A 15,939-nucleotide genomic window follows, 5' to 3' on the forward strand; every position below is an offset into this window, starting at 1 on the left:
GTTCTATCATATAGCGGAGGGCGAAAAATTTTGGCTCTTATCATACTTTTAACCATTTACAAAACCGGGATGCTCCCCAACATCATGACTTTTGATTGTAGGTTCATGATGTTGTTCGTAGGCAAATGCGATAAACCAACTATCGGCAGTGCGCGAAATGGTAATTGACTTGCAAGTTGTATGAGGCAATCCCTCGTGAGTTTTTACCCAGCCGATTGTCGGCAACTTTATAGATGTACCGCCCACAGGGATAGGCTTACCACTCGCATCAATAGTGAAAGAATCGTGATGCCCCTTCTTCTTGAATTTGGGATAGCCACCTTTTTTTGAGAAGAATCTAGAGAAAGAATCCCCAAGGTTATCAAACGCATACTGGGTAATTTTTTGGCAAATACCTGCCTCTTTAATCCACGTAAACTCAGGTTTTACATGGTTGTTAAAGAATTTCTTGAGGAGGTATTTATTTGGCTTCAGTCCATCTTGATAAAGATTACTCCAAGTAGCCAAGCCCCAATTATAAGTAAACCTTGCTATTCCAGCGTGCTTGCTCATTATTGTGGCTTGACTTTTGCTTAGCTTTAGCTTTGTTTTGATGGACAGAAGCATTGTTCGACCTCAACACTGTATTTCTTGATTGCTCAATTTTGCCAGTTCTTGTACGGGCTTGTCAATAGCATTTTTTAGGTTTTCTTTGAGCTCTTTGGAGTAATTTCGTAGACCGTATAGACGGCAAGAGAAGCAGTGGATTATCGCCATCAAATCTTCTACTAATTCATGCTGGGGGGACAACGATAATTGATTGGCGACTACAATTTCGCATCCAACCGACGTGGCAAGCTCTTGGATGAATTCAAAAGCAAAGCGACACATTCTGTCTTTGTGTGCAATTACAATTATTGATATTTCACCTTTGAGCATTGACAGCATGATTGCTAGAAACTTTTTCCTTTTAAAATTTAGTCCGCCCCCAATTTCTGACACCCAATCATCGACTGTTAATCCTCGACAAGGGCAGAAAGCTTCCATTGCCAGCATCTGATTTTTGAGTTCCGGTTTCTGTCCACTGGACGAAACTCGACAGTAGACGACCGTTTTTCGGTTGGCTTCTATGGGCTTCAATCCGTTGGCTATCAAGAGATCATCTTCGGTGTAGAACCGATGACCTGACAGGGTGCGCTTGGCTGGCAACTTCCCTGAAACGTCCCAACGTTGGAGTGTTTTTACTGACAATCCCAGCTTTTTTGCGAAAACGCGCGAGCTTAAACAAAATGGTACACCGCATATTTGTCTATAAGTGTATCATTTTGTCTATTTATTCGCTACCTAGGGACTAGCTCTGTTCTCCCTTCTTCCTTCTCCCTTCTTCCGACGGACATCGGACTGACATCCGTTACATCCCTTACACAATCCGTTGCCGAACCTTCTTCCTAACTAATTGGAGGGCCCGCCATCTTGCGGTGGAGTGGCGACTCCAGGACTGAAATTGGGAGCAGCGGGTGCAGGCGAAACAGGAGGAATGCCCTGATTTGCCCCAGAGTTGCTAGGCTGCCCAGGAGCCGGGAGAGGGGATTGAAACTGATTCGGATTGAACTGCTGCTGCCCGGGAGCGGGGAGAGGGGATTGAAACTGATTGGGGTTGAACTGTTGCTGCCCCGGAGGCACAGGAGACGGCAGAGGTTGACCTGAATTGCCGATCGCAGGTGATCCAGGAATGCCAGAATTGGGAAGCGAGGGATTGGGCAATGGGGAGGAAGCCGAACTAGGAAGAGTTGCCAGGGCAACTCGATCGCCCCCTACCTCTCTCAATTTGTCTAAAACCTCGACAACCTTGGCATATCTAGCATTTTGAGGAGCGTACAGCACCATCAACCCCGTAGGATTTTGGCTTTGGAAACTCTTTAAAACTCGATCTAGCTGTTGGTAATTAACAGGCAATTGGTCGATATAAGTTTGCCCGAAATCGTCAATGCTGACAATCAGCATCTCTCGCATCTGCGTTTGTCCAGTCTTCGCTTTAGGCAAATCGACATTAATGGCTTGCTGGCGAGTCAGTTGCAAAGCCGCCAGGAGAAAAAACGTCAGAATGCAAAATATCACGTCAATTAAAGGCACCAGTTCAATCCGAGCCTCTTCAGCAGGAGTATCTAGATTAATCTTCATTAGTTCTCAGGAGTTTTAATTATTAGAAGGAGAATCTTCAGCCGGATCGGAACCTTTCAATTTCGGCTCCCGATTCCGTTCTCCCGGTTCTTGAGAATTGAGAGAACGCCTGTTCAAACCATCTGCACCAAAAGAAGAATTGCTGTATTCTGCACCGGGTGCTCGACCTTTAGCATTAGCAGCCGGCCAGTATTGCCTGTAAAGCAATTCCAGTTCATTTCCAGCTTTGCGAAATATTTTTGCCTGGTTGAACAAAAAAGCTTGAAATATCCGATAAAACACCAAGGTAAAAATTGCTACTACCATCCCAGTAGCAGTCGTAATCAGCGATTCGCCAATGCCCGATGTCACGCCACTCGTGGCCGCCGTGCCGATGTCGCCCAGACGGATGGAACTGAGCGAGTTAATCAAGCCCAGAACTGTTCCCAGCAAGCCCAGCAAAGGCGCCAGAGCGATCGTAGCTTCTAAGATTTTGTCACCGCGACGCATCGAAGCCAACTCTTCATCGGCTGCAGCTTCGAGTGCGAGTCGAAATAAATCTGGTTCGGGATTGTAGAGCCGCAGGGGTGCAGAAAGAAATCGCCCGATCGGCTGTCTGTTAGCTTGTCTGGCCATCTCGTTAGCCACCCCCCAATCGCTGCGAGCGGCTTCCAGAATGCGGTTAACTATCTGCTTTTCTTTGCTCAGGAGGCTTGCCCAAAACCACAAGCGCTCGATAATTGTACTCAAAGATAAAATCGATAACACCAACAGGGGCCACATGGCGGGGCCGCCTTTTTGAAACAGTTCTTGAATATTCACAATATTTTTGCTCCTGCAGTACCCGCTAACTTTTGCTTCTGTTCTACTTTTTTTAACAAATCTAAGGCCATTTAATTTTAGCTATTAATGTACTCAGGACTTACGCACTTGCGAGTAAAGAAAGTCGGTTTTGCGAAGGCAGCCTTGGGGTGCAACTAAGTATTTTCGTTGAGGAAACCCGGTTTCTGGGTAAGTCTTGGTACGGTTTTCTAGTGCCTACGGGCGATGGGCGGCGACTTCCTCACAATTCCTCTAAGTCTTGACACATATCTTGGAGTGACTGGTGTTGAAGGCGGCGGGAAGAGCGGCGATATTTTTTAGTTTGCAGCTTCGGTTCGTAATGTTGCGTACCATCAGACTTGGTTTGCTGTTTCAAACTCGATTCGGCGCTACTAGAGTTTTGCTCTTGTTGCTGGCGGACGATCGCCTCTTCGAGAAACTGCAAGTAATACTCATAGCGCTCCCAACCCCCCCGCACGACACAGTTAGGCTCGTCTCGGTGCGAACAGTCGCTAAACTGGCAGCTACCCAAAGCCAGCCTCTGGCGCGCTTCTGGGAAATATTCCGCTAACTCGGACGGATCGCATTCGAGAGCCGGTTGATTAAAGCCCGGAGTATCGGCCAAAAGTCCGCCGCCGGGAAGTTCAAATAGTTCTACGTGGCGTGTCGTGTGGCGCCCGCGGCCGAGTTTGCCGGAAACAGCGTTCACTCGCAGATTCAGGGCCGGGATCAGTTGGTTGATTAAGCTGGACTTGCCAACCCCAGAAGGGCCACAAATTACCGTTATTTTTCCTTGCAAATGGCTCAGAAGGAAGTTCGGCAACGGGCTATGTACGGGCTTTAACGGATTTAACGGATTGACCGAATTTGGCAATTGGGGGTTATCCTCAGAACTCAGCATAGATGGTTCTATTTTCTCCACTAAGTCATGGAAAGCTGGTTCCGATGCAGAAACTTGATTTTTGTCATTAGCGGGGGCTTCATGAACTCCTAAACCGCTGCGGACGCTAATAAACATTGGTTCGTAGCCCCAGCCTGAAAGCCGATCGCGCCACTGTTCCAACTCATCGGGCGTGACCAAATCGCATTTGTTCAGGCACAAACTCACCTCTAAACCTGTAGATTCTGCCTTGACTAAAAACCGAGTTAATGATGCGGGATCTAAGTCTGGTTCGGCGAGGGCAAAAACCAGGAGAATGCGATCGGCATTAGCTACAGGCGGGCGGTTGAGTTCTGTTTGGCGGGGGAAGACTTCAGAAATTGCACCCCGGCGGTCAGTCCAGTCCGGTTCGTCTACCACCACGCGATCGCCCACCATCACCTGTTGGCCAATTTTTTTTAGTCGAGTGCGACGCGTGCACAGGAGAATCGGAGAATCAGCGAGGGGAGCCTTTTTCCCGTCAATGGAGACTTCGGGATCTAACCTCACTTGGTAGAAGTTAGCCTGAACAGCAATTACAGTACCGACGATCGAGGGTGAATTCAGGCTCATCCTGCTTCCTGGTGTTCGGGGCGCTGCACTTTCATGGAAAAATAGCCCGACTCCGGCCCATCCGCGACAAATTGCGTTTCCAGAATCTGGTACCCTTCCATTTTCAGACTATCGGGCACTTGTTCGATCGGCTCCCCAGCATCCAGCCACACCTCCAAAACTGCTCCCGGTGCCATTTGCTCCAAGCGCAGTTTAGTGCGGACAAAATTCAGAGGACACGGAGTACCACGCAGATCGATTTTGGCATCTGGGGATTTGGGACTTTCAATTTTCGATGTTGAATTCATAATGTTTTTGGCAATCTCAAATCCTGAAAGCCTTAGTTTTTTAAACAAGTTGCCTGGAAACTGGAAAATCTAAAATTTTGTGTCCAATTGGACACAGACTATTATTCTTTCTCAAAAAAATGAGCGCAATTGCGCTCACTTTTTTGAGCGCTGCTGAAACCGAATGCCTAGAAACCGTCCCACCTGAGATTTTTGTGAGCAATTGCAAACAATTTTTTGACAGATACTAAAACAAATTGCCGGGGAATCCTCAAAGAGGAAAATTTGACACCCATGGGTGTCAAATTTTGCTTATTTCTGAAACAAATTGCCCAAAAATCCTTCCAAACCGCCTTTACCAGTACGATCGCCCTTCAGCTTAGCAAGCTGCATCAGCAATTCCCGTTCTTCAGCCGTCACCTTAGTCGGAATATCAATAGACACCGTAATCAAATGATCGCCGCGACTGACTGGATTTCCCAACCGAGGCACCCCTTTTTTCTCCAAAGTCAAAACCGTATTTGCCTGAGTTCCGCTAGGAATCAACAATTCCGTGGGCCCGTCTACGGTTTCCACTTCCAACCGGCACCCTAAAATTGCTTGCAAATAACTAATTTTCACTTCCGAGCTAACGTTAGTGCCGTCGCGCTTAAATAGCGGGTCTTCATTCACCGCCAAGAACACGTAAAGATCTCCGGGCGGCCCACCCAGTTTGCCGGCATCCCCTTCATTGGAAACGCGCAAGCGAGTACCGTTGTCAACCCCAGCCGGAATTGTGATTTTCAGCTTTTTCATCACTTCTTTCTGGCCCCGGCCGCCGCAAGTTTCGCACTTATCCTCAATCACTTGCCCGGTGCCGCTGCAAGTGGGGCAAACTGAAACTTGAGTAAAGCTGCCGAAAGGAGTGCGGGTAGCGCGTCGGACTTGACCACTGCCGGTACAAGTCGAGCAGGTTTGTGGTCTGGTTCCCGGTTTCGCGCCAGTCCCGGTGCAAGTTTCGCAGGTTTCTAGATGCTTGATGCGGAGTTCTTTTTCCCCACCAAACACTGCTTCTCGAAAATCCAGCCGCAAATCGAGGCGCAAATCGTCTCCGCGCACCGGCCCGCTGCGCCTACGACCTTGCTGTTGTGGCCCACCGACGCCTCCCTGAAAGCCCTGAAAGAAGCTTTCAAAAATATCGGCAAAGCTGTCACCAAAGTCTTGGAACCCAGGCGCGCCTGCACCGCTGACGCCTGCTTCGCCGAAACGGTCGAAACGGGCGCGGGTTTCTGGTTCTGAGAGTACCTCGTAGGCGCGGTTAATTTCTTTAAACCGCTCCTCGGCACCGGATTCTTTGTTGACATCTGGATGGTACTTGCGAGCTAGGCGGCGGTAAGCACGCTTAATTTCTTCTTTGTCTGCGCTGCGAGAAACGCCTAATATTTCATAGTAATCACCGGCCATAGAGCTGCTTGCCTGGAGGTAAATAACAAAAAGTGTACGAAAAAGAAACGGGCAACCTTTCCTAAAATTACAGATTAAAAATCAAAAATTCTCATTGTTAATTTTTAACTTTTAATTTTTAGCTTTTCTGTTTTAAAGGAAAGGATTCATGTCATCAACTTCTGGTTCGGGAACCTTCTGTTTTTGTTTTGACTGTGGATTTGACTGTGGATTTGACTGTGGATTTGACTGTGGATTTGACTGCCGTTTTGACTGTCGCTCCGGCTTGGATTCCGGCTTGGATTCCAGCTTTGGTTCCGGCTTTGGTTCCGGCTTTGGTTCCGGCTTTGGTTCCGGCGGAGCTTGGGGCGCCACCTGCAGCTCTTCTTTCAGCAAAATGCTGTCGTCGTCCGCTTTAACCTCTTCTGGTTCTGATGATTCTACTTCTGACATCATCTCGCTTTCAACAACAGCTCCTGACGGGGCTACCCCGCTGCGGGCTTGGTCGTAGACTGCTGTCCCCAGCGAGTATAGCAGTTGCTTGAAAGATTCGATTGCGGGGGTGAGTTCCTCGATTGTAATGTCGGGGTTACTCATCGCTGCCCGCAAGGCTGCTGCGGCTGTTTCCGCTTCGGCCTTGAGCTCGTCACTCAGCAGTTGCGCGTTGGTTTTTAAAGTTACACCACAATTATAGACGAGGGAGTCAGCTTGATTTTTGAGTTCGACGAGTAGAGCGCGCTTGATGTCCTCGTCGGCGTAAAGTTCGGCTTCTTGTCGCATCCGCTCGACTTCGGTTTCGCTCAATCCCCCTGTATTAGAAATTTGGATGCTTTGTTCTTTTCCGGTTCCTTTGTCTTCAGCAGCCACTTTGAGAATCCCGTTGGCATCGATTTCAAAGGTAACTTCGATTTGAGGTACGCCACGGGGGGCTGGGGGAATGCCTTTGAGCAGGAACTTGCCGAGACTTTTATTGTCTTTAACCAATGCCCGCTCGCCTTGGAGCACGTGAATTTCTACCGAGGTTTGCCCGTCTGCCGCCGTGCTGTACATTTGCGATCGGCTGGTGGGAATAGTTGTATTGCGATCGATTACTTTGGTAAACACCCCGCCCAAGGTTTCGAGTCCCAGGGAGAGCGGCGTCACATCGAGCAGCAGCAAGTCTTTGACTTCACCACCCAACACTCCGGCTTGAATTGCCGCGCCTACCGCTACAGCTTCGTCGGGATTGACGGATTTATCGGGAGAAACGCCCCCAAAATACTTGCTAATTGCCTGTTGAACTGCCGGAATCCGGGTTGAGCCTCCCACTAAAATAATTCTGTCTATGTCTTTGGGGGTCAAACTTGCGTCTTTGAGGGCTTGAGTCACCGGATCGATCGTCGCTTGCACCAAATGAGCCACCAGTTTTTCAAACTGAGCTTTGGAGAGTTCCATTTCCAAATGCTTCGGCCCTTTCTCGTCAGAAGAGATGAAGGGCAAATTGATTGAGGTGGATTCCCGGTTGGAGAGTTCGATTTTTGCTTTTTCAGCAGCTTCTCGGAGGCGCTGCAAGGCCATTTTGTCTTGTGAAAGGTCACTGCCTTCTTGAGTGCGGAAAGCTTCTACCAGCCACTGTACAATGCAGTCGTCAAAGTCATCTCCTCCGAGATGGTTGTTACCGGAGGTAGCGTTGACTTCAAAAATTCCGTCTCCCAGTTGCAGGATCGAAACGTCGAAAGTACCGCCGCCGAGGTCAAAGACCAAGATTTTCTGTTCTATATTTTGCTTGTCCAGCCCGTAGGAAAGGGCTGCCGCTGTCGGTTCGTTGACGATCCGCAGGACTTCTAGGCCGGCGATCGTACCGGCGTCTTTAGTAGCTTGCCGTTGGGCGTCTGTGAAGTAAGCTGGCACTGTAATCACGGCTTGGGTAACAGTTTGTCCCAAATAAGCTTCAGCATCTTGCTTGAGCTTTTGGAGTACCATTGCCGAGATTTCTTGGGGAGTGTGAACCTTATTCCGAATTTGGACGTTAACGGTATCGTCTTTGCCTTTTATGCAGGTATAGGGAGTCCGCGCTCGTTCTTCTTCCGTGTCGTCCCACCGCCGTCCGATAAATCGTTTGATACTGTATACAGTATTTACAGCATTAGTTACAGCTTGCCGCTTGGCTAGTTGACCTACTAAGCGATCGCCCGCCTTGCCGAATCCTACTATACTCGGAGTTGTGCGACCGCCCTCGGAATTGGCGATCACGACGGGTTTACCGCCCTCTAACACAGCTACGCAACTGTTAGTTGTGCCTAAGTCAATTCCAATAATTTTTCCCATAGCGCCTCATAAAACTTTGTGGGATGTTTGGAAACCTCCAACTACAGGTTGGGGGAAGAAAAACGACTCAGCTTGTTTAAACAAGCATTACCAGACTAGATTTGTAGGAAATAAACTTGATGTCCTAAAGCAATATCAAAGACCGGTAAAAACATTTTTCAGAATTTTTGGATAAAGCGCTGACGTGCTTTTAGTCATCTTTAATTAATAAGTTGGTGAGTCTGCCACCTGGGAACCCCCGAATTCTATTCGGGGGTAAGTGACTTTAAGGAATGCAGTAGCTTGTATCCCGCTTAACCTTCCGAACTATCGGGATTTTCATCTGAGGCTACCACAGATAGCCCAGCCGCTGCAACTTTCACTTTGGCGTGCCGCAAGACGCGATCGCCCAGAATGTAGCCGCGTTCTAGTTCTTGGATAATTGTTCCTTCCTCGTGTTCGTCAGTTGGCTCGCTCAGCAGAGCTTCGTGGAGGTTGGGGTCAAACTGTTCGCCTTCGGGCCGCATCGGAGAAACCCCGATTTGCTTGAGGCCGTCTACCATTTGCTTGTAAACGCTTTGGTAGCTTTTGTGAATGTTCATTTCGCCATCGGTTTGCGGCTTGATGTGCGATCGAGCGCGCTCGAAATTGTCAATTACCGGCAACAGGGGTTTAATCGTGAGACACCTTGCCTGTAAATCTAGCTCTTCTTTTTCCTTTTGGGTACGCCTGCGGAAGTTCTCAAAATCTGCTGCTAGGCGGAGATTTTGATTTTTCAGTTCTTCTAGTTGAGCGGATGTGGCTTGCAACTGAGTTTTTAAAGCCTCTTTTTCATCGTTGGCCTGGGCCAGTTCCTTCTTCCAAGGCTCCGCCGCGTCTGCAGTCGGACTGTTGGTTGAACTGCCGGTGACGGTAGGCCCCGATGCGTTTGCTGGGGTGCGATCGCCCTGAGCACTTTGATAAGCTCGAGCAAGTTCGAGTTCCCAATCCGCCGATTCGTTCGAGTTTCCTGATGCCGCCGGATTTTCGCTTGCCATTGGCGAACCCTCTGGGGTGGTTTCCCCAGTTGAGTTAGGATCTTGATCTTGCTGTTTTTCCTCGTCAATCATAAAAGCTGCGCGACAGAACCCTATCAATTCTAGCAGATACAGTTAACCCGGTAAATCTATACGACTCGAATTTACTGTGTATGGCACAATGTGAAAAGAGGAAGTCTCGCCCGATCGGGAGACATTGCTCAAAGCTTTCCATAAAATATTCAAAGCCCCGTTTAAATATTGAGGTATAATTTATGGCATTAATGGGGCAAACCCAAGGTTTGTTGGTTCCTCATTTTTAATTAAAGCGATCGCATTTACAACAATTTTTATAAGTATATTTTGCGGTTAAGTCTACTACAATATTTCCCAATTAGGAGGCTTGATGTTTCAAGGTTTACTTAAAAGGATAGAAACTTAAAGTTATCATCGATCAGGCTGTTTTAGTCGCAAGCTGACGCTGCCATTTTTTACCATTTGCTGAGTTTGCCAAGTGGGGAGAAAAAGAAATTTGTATTGAGGAACTAAATAGTTAGCTGTGTGCTTGTGTAACTCAGACACTAGGTTTTTAATCTTGATGCGAATTGGGGGCGTGGTTTTTCAGAGTCAATAACGCCGAAGTTTCTTGAAGTCTGGAATTTTTGCCATTCAAATGATAGATATTAGCGGGTATGGCGACGCTACTCATCTGTAGATAATATGGATATCTAATGGGCATCTTTCCAACATTTCTGAACCGTAAAACTTAGATCACAAAGGTTCGGAAACCAGGGTATAATCAAAGTAATATTTACTGACCCAAAACTAGAGTTGCTCAAAATTGGCCCAGGGGGCTCATGCAGCCGACGATCGGGCAGTGACCGATCGCAGATAATTAATCAAAATATATTTCAAAAGGGCGATCGAGGCTTTCGTAAAAGCTATCATCACAGAACATAGCTCATATTTAATTTAGTAAAGCTAACCGCGCCACCACGGGCGCTGTAATTTGAGCAAACAATTTGGGAAAATAGAATTAGTCTGGGAGGGGGACACACCCCGCCCCGCTTTTCTCTCCCGGTACGGGGAACCCCCAAGTGATGTGCCCTGACGCTATAACGAGAGTATCCCGCAAGTTAATCAGGTAAATAAGCAACTTAGCACTCAACGAACAAGATTTGATTGCAAGCACCCGCAAATCCCTCCAACATCTCGTCAATTTGTGGACGCAGCTTAGAGGGGACTGCGAGCTTAAACTTGAGAGATAGGGATTGAGCCAGAAAATGATAGCTGATCCATAAGCAAAGAATACGGGGGTTAAAACCCCACGTTGGTTTTCCTCTCAGCACTTTTTGTGACTGAGTTTCCCACCTATTGAGTGTTTTTTATGACTAGCACATCCCCGCTTCGCTCCACATCCCTAGTTTCTGTGAGTCAATTTACTCCGGCTATCACCAAGATGATTCAGTCGGGTTACGTCAACGGCGAGCAAGTAAAACAAGCTCTAGTTGATAGCCGGAACTCCGGCAAGCGGTTGACGGAGGTATTAGAAGCACTTACTGGGCAACCGTTGCCTCCAGAATTGCTGCGACTTTACAAGAAGCAGCAGATGTTTGAACGGAAGATAGTCTACGGCGTTGAAGCATTTGACCCGGAGATGAGCGAAATGTCTAACGAGCAACTCGGAGTTATGCTCGATGCGTTGAAGATTTCGATCGACATTTGTCACCAAGGTCGGTTTTTACCCGTAGCGAAGACTGAAACTGAGCCTGCGGCGGTTTTAGTGGCAATGGTAGATCCCGACAACCTCAACGCCATAGAAGATTTGCGGCGGATTTTACAGCCTCACGGCTTGGCTTTGCAGCGGCGAGTGATTACGCCGGACGACTACCAGGACATTACTTCTGCTTATCAAGACGAACAAGTTAAGAGGGAAGCTAAAAAAGCTGAAATCGAAAAGCAGAGAAAGATGGATTTAGGGGAGGGAGATTTTGGCGAGCTCTCCCTAGTAGAGGAGAGCACCGACCAAGAAGACCTCGCTAACACCTTGGACGATGCAGAGGCTGCTCCCGTAATTAAGGCCGTCAATATCATTTTGGCTAAAGCTTTGTCGGAAAAAGTGTCTGACATCCACGTAGAACCTCAAGAAGAGTTCATGCGGATTCGGATGCGGAAAGACGGAGTGCTGCAAGAGTATTTCCGGTTTCCCAAGCAGGTAGTCCAATCGATTACCGCTCGTTTCAAGATTATTGCCAACCTGGATATTGCCGAACGCCGACAAGCTCAAGACGGGCGCATCCGCCGGGTGTTTGAGGGACGCACGGTGGATTTCCGGGTCAACAGCTTGCCTTCCCGGTACGGTGAAAAAATCGTGCTGCGGATTTTGGACAGTTCCAGCACTCAGTTGGGTTTGGGTTTGTTAATCTCCGACGAAGAAACTCTGGCTTTAGTGCGAGAGAGTGCTAGCCGTCCGTTCGGACTGATTTTGGTGACGGGGCCGACGGGTTCGGGCAAGTCAACTACTCTGTACTCGATTCTGGCGGAACGGAACGATCCGGGGGTTAATATCAGTACGGCGGAAGACCCGATCGAATATGCTTTGCCAGGAATTACCCAATGTCAAGTAATTCGGGAAAAAGACTTGACTTTTTCCAACATTCTGCGGGCTTTTTTGCGGCAAGACCCTGACGTGATGCTGGTGGGGGAAACGCGGGACAAGGAAACGGCAAAAACTGCTCTGGAAGCTGCTTTGACGGGACACTTGGTGCTGACGACGCTGCACACGAACGACGCGGCCGGGGCAGTGGCGCGTTTGGCCGAAATGGGCGTAGAACCGTTCATGGTTTCGGCCGCTCTGTTGGGCGTGTTGGCTCAACGTCTGATGCGGCGCGTTTGCGACAAATGCTGCATTCCTTACCAGCCTACTGCAGCAGAACTCGGCAAGTACGGTCTGTCGGCTTCTCAAGAAATTGATCTAACTGTTTACAGAGCCAACACTATACCCGTGGAGGAAAGGAAGGAACTCGCAGACAACGAGCAACTTTGTCGGAAGTGTGGCGGCCTAGGCTACAAAGGACGGGTAGGGGTTTACGAGTTCCTGAAAAATACTGAGCGGCTTCAAACTCTGATCACTCAAGGAGCTCCCACAGAGCAAATTAAGGAAGCAGCAGTAGAAGAAGGGATGAAAACGCTGCTTGCTTACAGCTTGCAGTTGGTGCGGGAAGGCGCGACTACCTTTGAAGAAGTCGAGCGGGTGACGTTTACAGACTCTGGGCTGGAGGCTGAAATGAAAGCCAAACGCAAGCAGGGACTTACCTGCAAGACTTGTCAGGCGGAATTGAAGCCGGAGATGCTGGATTGTCCGTACTGTTTGACTCCGCGCTTTTTGGATTGATTCAGCAGTTAACTGTTGACTATTAACTGTTGACTCTTAACTGAGCTAGATTGGTCAATAACTATCATATCAATTCGATCGAGGAGAGGTATCTATGGGTCTGATGATTGAAGACGTACTGGAGTCCCTGGTAGAGCAAGGGGGTTCGGACATACACATCCAAGCGGGCGCGCCTATATTCTTCCGAGTCAGCGGGAAACTAACTCCTCAGACTCAATACGGTGACATTCTGTCTGCTGAGGAAGTGCAGATCCTAATTTTCCAAATGCTCAACAATATGCAGCGCAAGCAGTTGGAAATGGAGTGGGAACTCGACTGCGCTTACGGCGTTCGGGGATTGGCTCGGTTTCGGGTAAATGTGTACCGGGAACGGGGTTCTTGGGCTGCTTGCATGCGGGCTCTGGCTTCTAAGATTCCGAACGCAGATGCTTTAGGCGTGCCACAGATTTTGCGGGATCTGACGGAAAGACCCAGGGGTATGCTGTTGGTGACGGGACAAACGGGTTCCGGGAAAACTACTACGATGGCGGCTTTGTTGGATCTGGTCAACCGGACGCGGGCGGAACACATTCTAACAGTTGAAGATCCGATCGAATATGTGTTTCCCAATGTCAAGAGTTTGTTTCACCAGCGCCAAAAGGGCGAAGATACTAAGAGCTTTGCTAATGCTCTGAAAGCTGCTTTGCGCGAAGATCCTGATGTAATTCTCGTGGGGGAAATGCGGGATTTGGAAACGATCGGTCTGGCAATTTCGGCTGCAGAAACGGGTCACATGGTGATGGGAACGCTGCACACTAATTCGGCGGCTGCAACGATCGATCGGATTTTGGACGTGTTCCCGCCCATTCAACAACCCCAAGTTCGCGCCCAGGTGTCTAACTCTTTGGTGGGAATTTGCAGCCAAAATTTGGTAATAAAAGTTGGGGGCGGCCGCTGCTGCGCTATGGAAATCATGGTAAATACTCCAGCTATGGCTAACTTGATCCGGGAGGGAAAAACTCCGATGATTTACTCTCAAATCCAAATGGGGGCAAAATTGGGTATGAGGACGATGGAAATGGCCCTCGCTGAACTTTACAAGAGCGGTAAAGTCACTTGGGAATCGGCAATGGCCAAGGCTTCTAAGGCTGACGAACTCGAACGCTTGATCGGCCCGGCACCTGTGGGTAGCGCCCCGGTAAAAGCTCATTAATTCCGTCAGCAGTCATTAGTCAGGAGTTCGCAGGCTGAATTAATGACTGATGACTGATGAGTCATAACTTTTAATAAATTTTCAGAGGTGAGCTGTGGCTACCAACGTTATCCGCCAAAAACCGAAAGGTGGCTTTGATTTCAGTAAGATTCAGGAGCAAATTGAATATAACCTTACCAGCCTTACTGTTAAGGATATGGCTATTTTTGCTCGTCAGTTTGCGGCTATGTTTAATGCAGGGGTGGCGATCGTGAGATGCCTTTCTGTGCTGCACGAGCAGTGTTCTAATGCTAAGCTGAAGCGAGCGCTCAGGAGCATGAATGCTGACGTGCAGGAGGGGATAAACTTGGCAGAGGCGATGGCTAAGTTTCCTGATGTGTTTGACCAACTGTTTATCAGTATGGTGGCGGCGGGAGAAGTCGGGGGGGTGCTAGATGAAACCCTAGACCGTCTGGCGGTGATGATGGAAAAAAATCACAAGACGGAATCCGAAATTAATTCGGCTATGTCTTATCCGAAGACGGTGCTTTCCATCGCGATCGTGATTTTTTTCGCAATGACCATATTCTTGCTACCAACTTTCGCTAAAATCTTTAAGGATATTGGTGCAGATTTGCCGGCTTTTACGGTGATGATGTTGGCAATTAGTTCATTTTGTACCGCTTGGCCTCCGATTCAACAGGTGACAGTTATTGGGGTAATTATAGCGCTAAAAATTGCCTTCGATATGTACTACAAAACTCCCATAGGTCGCCTACAAATTGATAGAATTGCGATGAAATTGCCGGTGTTTGGCGATTTGATCGAAAAATCTGCGGTGGCTAGGTTTTGCGTGATATTTGGGTCGCTGACGCGATCGGGCGTGCCGATTCTCAATTCTTTGGAAATTGTGCGAGATGTGGCGGGGAATCAGGCGATATCTAATGCGATCGAATATGCGAGACAGGAAATTCAAGGCGGCGGCATGATCAGTATTGCTTTGCAAGAACAAGCTGTTTTTCCGTCTTTGGCCATACAAATGATGGCAATTGGCGAGGAAACAGGGGAACTTGACAAGATGCTGATGAAAGTTGGCGCTTTCTACGAAACGGAAGTGGAAGAAGCAGTAAAAGGACTTACCAGTATGCTAGAACCTCTGATGATTGTGGTCGTCGGTGGTATCGTAGGTTCAATTTTGCTGTCGATGTATCTGCCGATGTTCGCAGTGTTCCAGAAGCTGTAAAAAAGTGCTAATTAGTTATTAGTTATTAGTTAGTAACAATTAACGCCTGACCAATGACTATTTCAATCTTTCCCAGGCTCTGCCTGGGCAGACTTTTGGAGGAGGCACATCCTCTATTAAAAGGAGAAAACAATTTGGAGGCTCTGCCTCCAAATCTTCATTACCAGGGTCTTCCCATTGGTGACAAATTACCAAAATGTCACAAAAGTAAAGTAGGATAGGTAGACCGATTTAACTGCTGCCTAATCCTGGCTTTACGCTCCAGGGTAAACGCATCTTAATTGGAACCCCAAATATGCTACAGTTAAATCCGAATAAATTTCAATGTAGTTATTGTAAGTTTATGGGTGCTATCAATGGCAAAAGGTTTTACTCAAACTTTAAATCACCAACCAAAACAAACAGATTCATTGGCTTCGGTGAATATATTAAATGCCAGTTTTTTAGAATATTTGGCCAATTTGAAGGCTCCCAGAAGATAAAGAATAAAAAAATATTCCGAGATATTACAGGGGAATCGCATCTTAATTAAGGTATAATGGTGAGGGAAATTTTTTAAACATTTGACAGCATCTTTCAAGCGCAGCTCGTAAACTAAGGAATGAAAATTGGTATCCGCTCAATAAGTAGCGGTAGCACAGAAAAAAAAATAAGCAGAGTACACAAAGTGTCATAAAATAGGACACAT

General features: G+C 47.9%; 12 protein-coding genes. 3 read left to right on the top strand and 9 right to left on the bottom strand.

The genetic code is table 11. From position 1 onward, the window contains the following. Positions 1 to 48: 48 nt before the first annotated feature. From QT987_RS28240 to grpE, 9 genes are all read right to left on the bottom strand, one after another. Entirely contained in the window at positions 49 to 606 is a 558-nt protein-coding gene (locus tag QT987_RS28240) for a transposase (RefSeq protein WP_333246691.1), read from the bottom strand. A 9-nt stretch (positions 607 to 615) separates the two neighbouring features. Continuing rightward, positions 616 to 1,284: an IS607 family transposase gene (locus tag QT987_RS28245; RefSeq protein WP_333246706.1), complete on the bottom strand. Its 669-nt coding sequence runs from the start codon at positions 1,282 to 1,284 to the stop codon at positions 616 to 618. A gap of 147 nt (positions 1,285 to 1,431) precedes the next feature. Continuing rightward, positions 1,432 to 2,160, bottom strand: coding sequence for a biopolymer transporter ExbD (locus QT987_RS28250; protein ID WP_333246693.1), 729 nt, complete (start codon positions 2,158 to 2,160; stop codon positions 1,432 to 1,434). 15 nt (positions 2,161 to 2,175) lie between these two features. Beyond that, entirely contained in the window at positions 2,176 to 2,961 is a 786-nt protein-coding gene (locus QT987_RS28255) for a MotA/TolQ/ExbB proton channel family protein (protein ID WP_333246695.1), read from the bottom strand. A gap of 241 nt (positions 2,962 to 3,202) precedes the next feature. Continuing rightward, positions 3,203 to 4,453 carry a ribosome small subunit-dependent GTPase A gene (rsgA, locus tag QT987_RS28260; RefSeq protein WP_333246697.1) on the bottom strand — a complete coding sequence of 417 codons (1,251 nt, stop codon included), beginning with the start codon at positions 4,451 to 4,453 and terminating at the stop codon, positions 3,203 to 3,205. Then, positions 4,450 to 4,740 carry a sulfurtransferase TusA family protein gene (locus QT987_RS28265; RefSeq protein WP_333246699.1) on the bottom strand — a complete coding sequence of 97 codons (291 nt, stop codon included), beginning with the start codon at positions 4,738 to 4,740 and terminating at the stop codon, positions 4,450 to 4,452. Before QT987_RS28265 ends, rsgA begins: the two co-directional genes overlap by 4 nt. 291 nt (positions 4,741 to 5,031) lie before the next feature. Then, entirely contained in the window at positions 5,032 to 6,162 is a 1,131-nt protein-coding gene (dnaJ, locus tag QT987_RS28270) for a molecular chaperone DnaJ (RefSeq protein ID WP_333212567.1), read from the bottom strand. A gap of 132 nt (positions 6,163 to 6,294) precedes the next feature. Continuing rightward, positions 6,295 to 8,448 carry a molecular chaperone DnaK gene (gene dnaK / locus QT987_RS28275; RefSeq protein WP_333246701.1) on the bottom strand — a complete coding sequence of 718 codons (2,154 nt, stop codon included), beginning with the start codon at positions 8,446 to 8,448 and terminating at the stop codon, positions 6,295 to 6,297. A 293-nt stretch (positions 8,449 to 8,741) separates the two neighbouring features. Continuing rightward, complete coding sequence (gene grpE, locus QT987_RS28280; RefSeq protein ID WP_333153502.1) at positions 8,742 to 9,536, bottom strand: nucleotide exchange factor GrpE; 795 nt, start codon at positions 9,534 to 9,536, stop codon at positions 8,742 to 8,744. Between the two features lie 1,294 nt (positions 9,537 to 10,830). On the opposite strand from grpE, the gene QT987_RS28285 reads away from it, so the two are divergent. The 3 genes from QT987_RS28285 (at position 10,831) to QT987_RS28295 (ending at position 15,251) form a co-directional block, all read left to right on the top strand. Then, positions 10,831 to 12,837 (top strand): GspE/PulE family protein, encoded by a 2,007-nt coding sequence (locus QT987_RS28285; protein WP_333212562.1) that lies wholly within the window; start codon positions 10,831 to 10,833, stop codon positions 12,835 to 12,837. A gap of 94 nt (positions 12,838 to 12,931) precedes the next feature. Continuing rightward, a complete protein-coding gene (locus QT987_RS28290) occupies positions 12,932 to 14,029 on the top strand; it encodes a type IV pilus twitching motility protein PilT (RefSeq protein ID WP_333246704.1) in 1,098 nt (365 codons plus the stop codon). Between the two features lie 94 nt (positions 14,030 to 14,123). After that, positions 14,124 to 15,251: a type II secretion system F family protein gene (locus QT987_RS28295; protein ID WP_333056038.1), complete on the top strand. Its 1,128-nt coding sequence runs from the start codon at positions 14,124 to 14,126 to the stop codon at positions 15,249 to 15,251. Positions 15,252 to 15,939 lie beyond the last annotated feature (688 nt).

It is taken from the genome of Microcoleus sp. SVA1B4, from assembly GCF_036700545.1.
Taxonomy (GTDB): Bacteria; Cyanobacteriota; Cyanobacteriia; order Cyanobacteriales; family Microcoleaceae; genus Microcoleus.

Excerpts from the sequence above, each read along its gene's own strand:
- dnaK (WP_333246701.1), bottom strand. The coding sequence starts at position 8,448 with ATGGGAAAAATTATTGGAATTGACTTAGGCACAACTAACAGTTGCGTA.
- rsgA (WP_333246697.1), bottom strand. The coding sequence starts at position 4,453 with ATGAGCCTGAATTCACCCTCGATCGTCGGTACTGTAATTGCTGTTCAG.
- QT987_RS28240 (WP_333246691.1), bottom strand. The coding sequence starts at position 606 with ATGCTTCTGTCCATCAAAACAAAGCTAAAGCTAAGCAAAAGTCAAGCC.
- QT987_RS28265 (WP_333246699.1), bottom strand. The coding sequence starts at position 4,740 with ATGAATTCAACATCGAAAATTGAAAGTCCCAAATCCCCAGATGCCAAA.
- QT987_RS28290 (WP_333246704.1), top strand. The coding sequence starts at position 12,932 with ATGGGTCTGATGATTGAAGACGTACTGGAGTCCCTGGTAGAGCAAGGG.
- QT987_RS28285 (WP_333212562.1), top strand. The coding sequence starts at position 10,831 with ATGACTAGCACATCCCCGCTTCGCTCCACATCCCTAGTTTCTGTGAGT.
- QT987_RS28250 (WP_333246693.1), bottom strand. The coding sequence starts at position 2,160 with ATGAAGATTAATCTAGATACTCCTGCTGAAGAGGCTCGGATTGAACTG.
- dnaJ (WP_333212567.1), bottom strand. The coding sequence starts at position 6,162 with ATGGCCGGTGATTACTATGAAATATTAGGCGTTTCTCGCAGCGCAGAC.
- grpE (WP_333153502.1), bottom strand. The coding sequence starts at position 9,536 with ATGATTGACGAGGAAAAACAGCAAGATCAAGATCCTAACTCAACTGGG.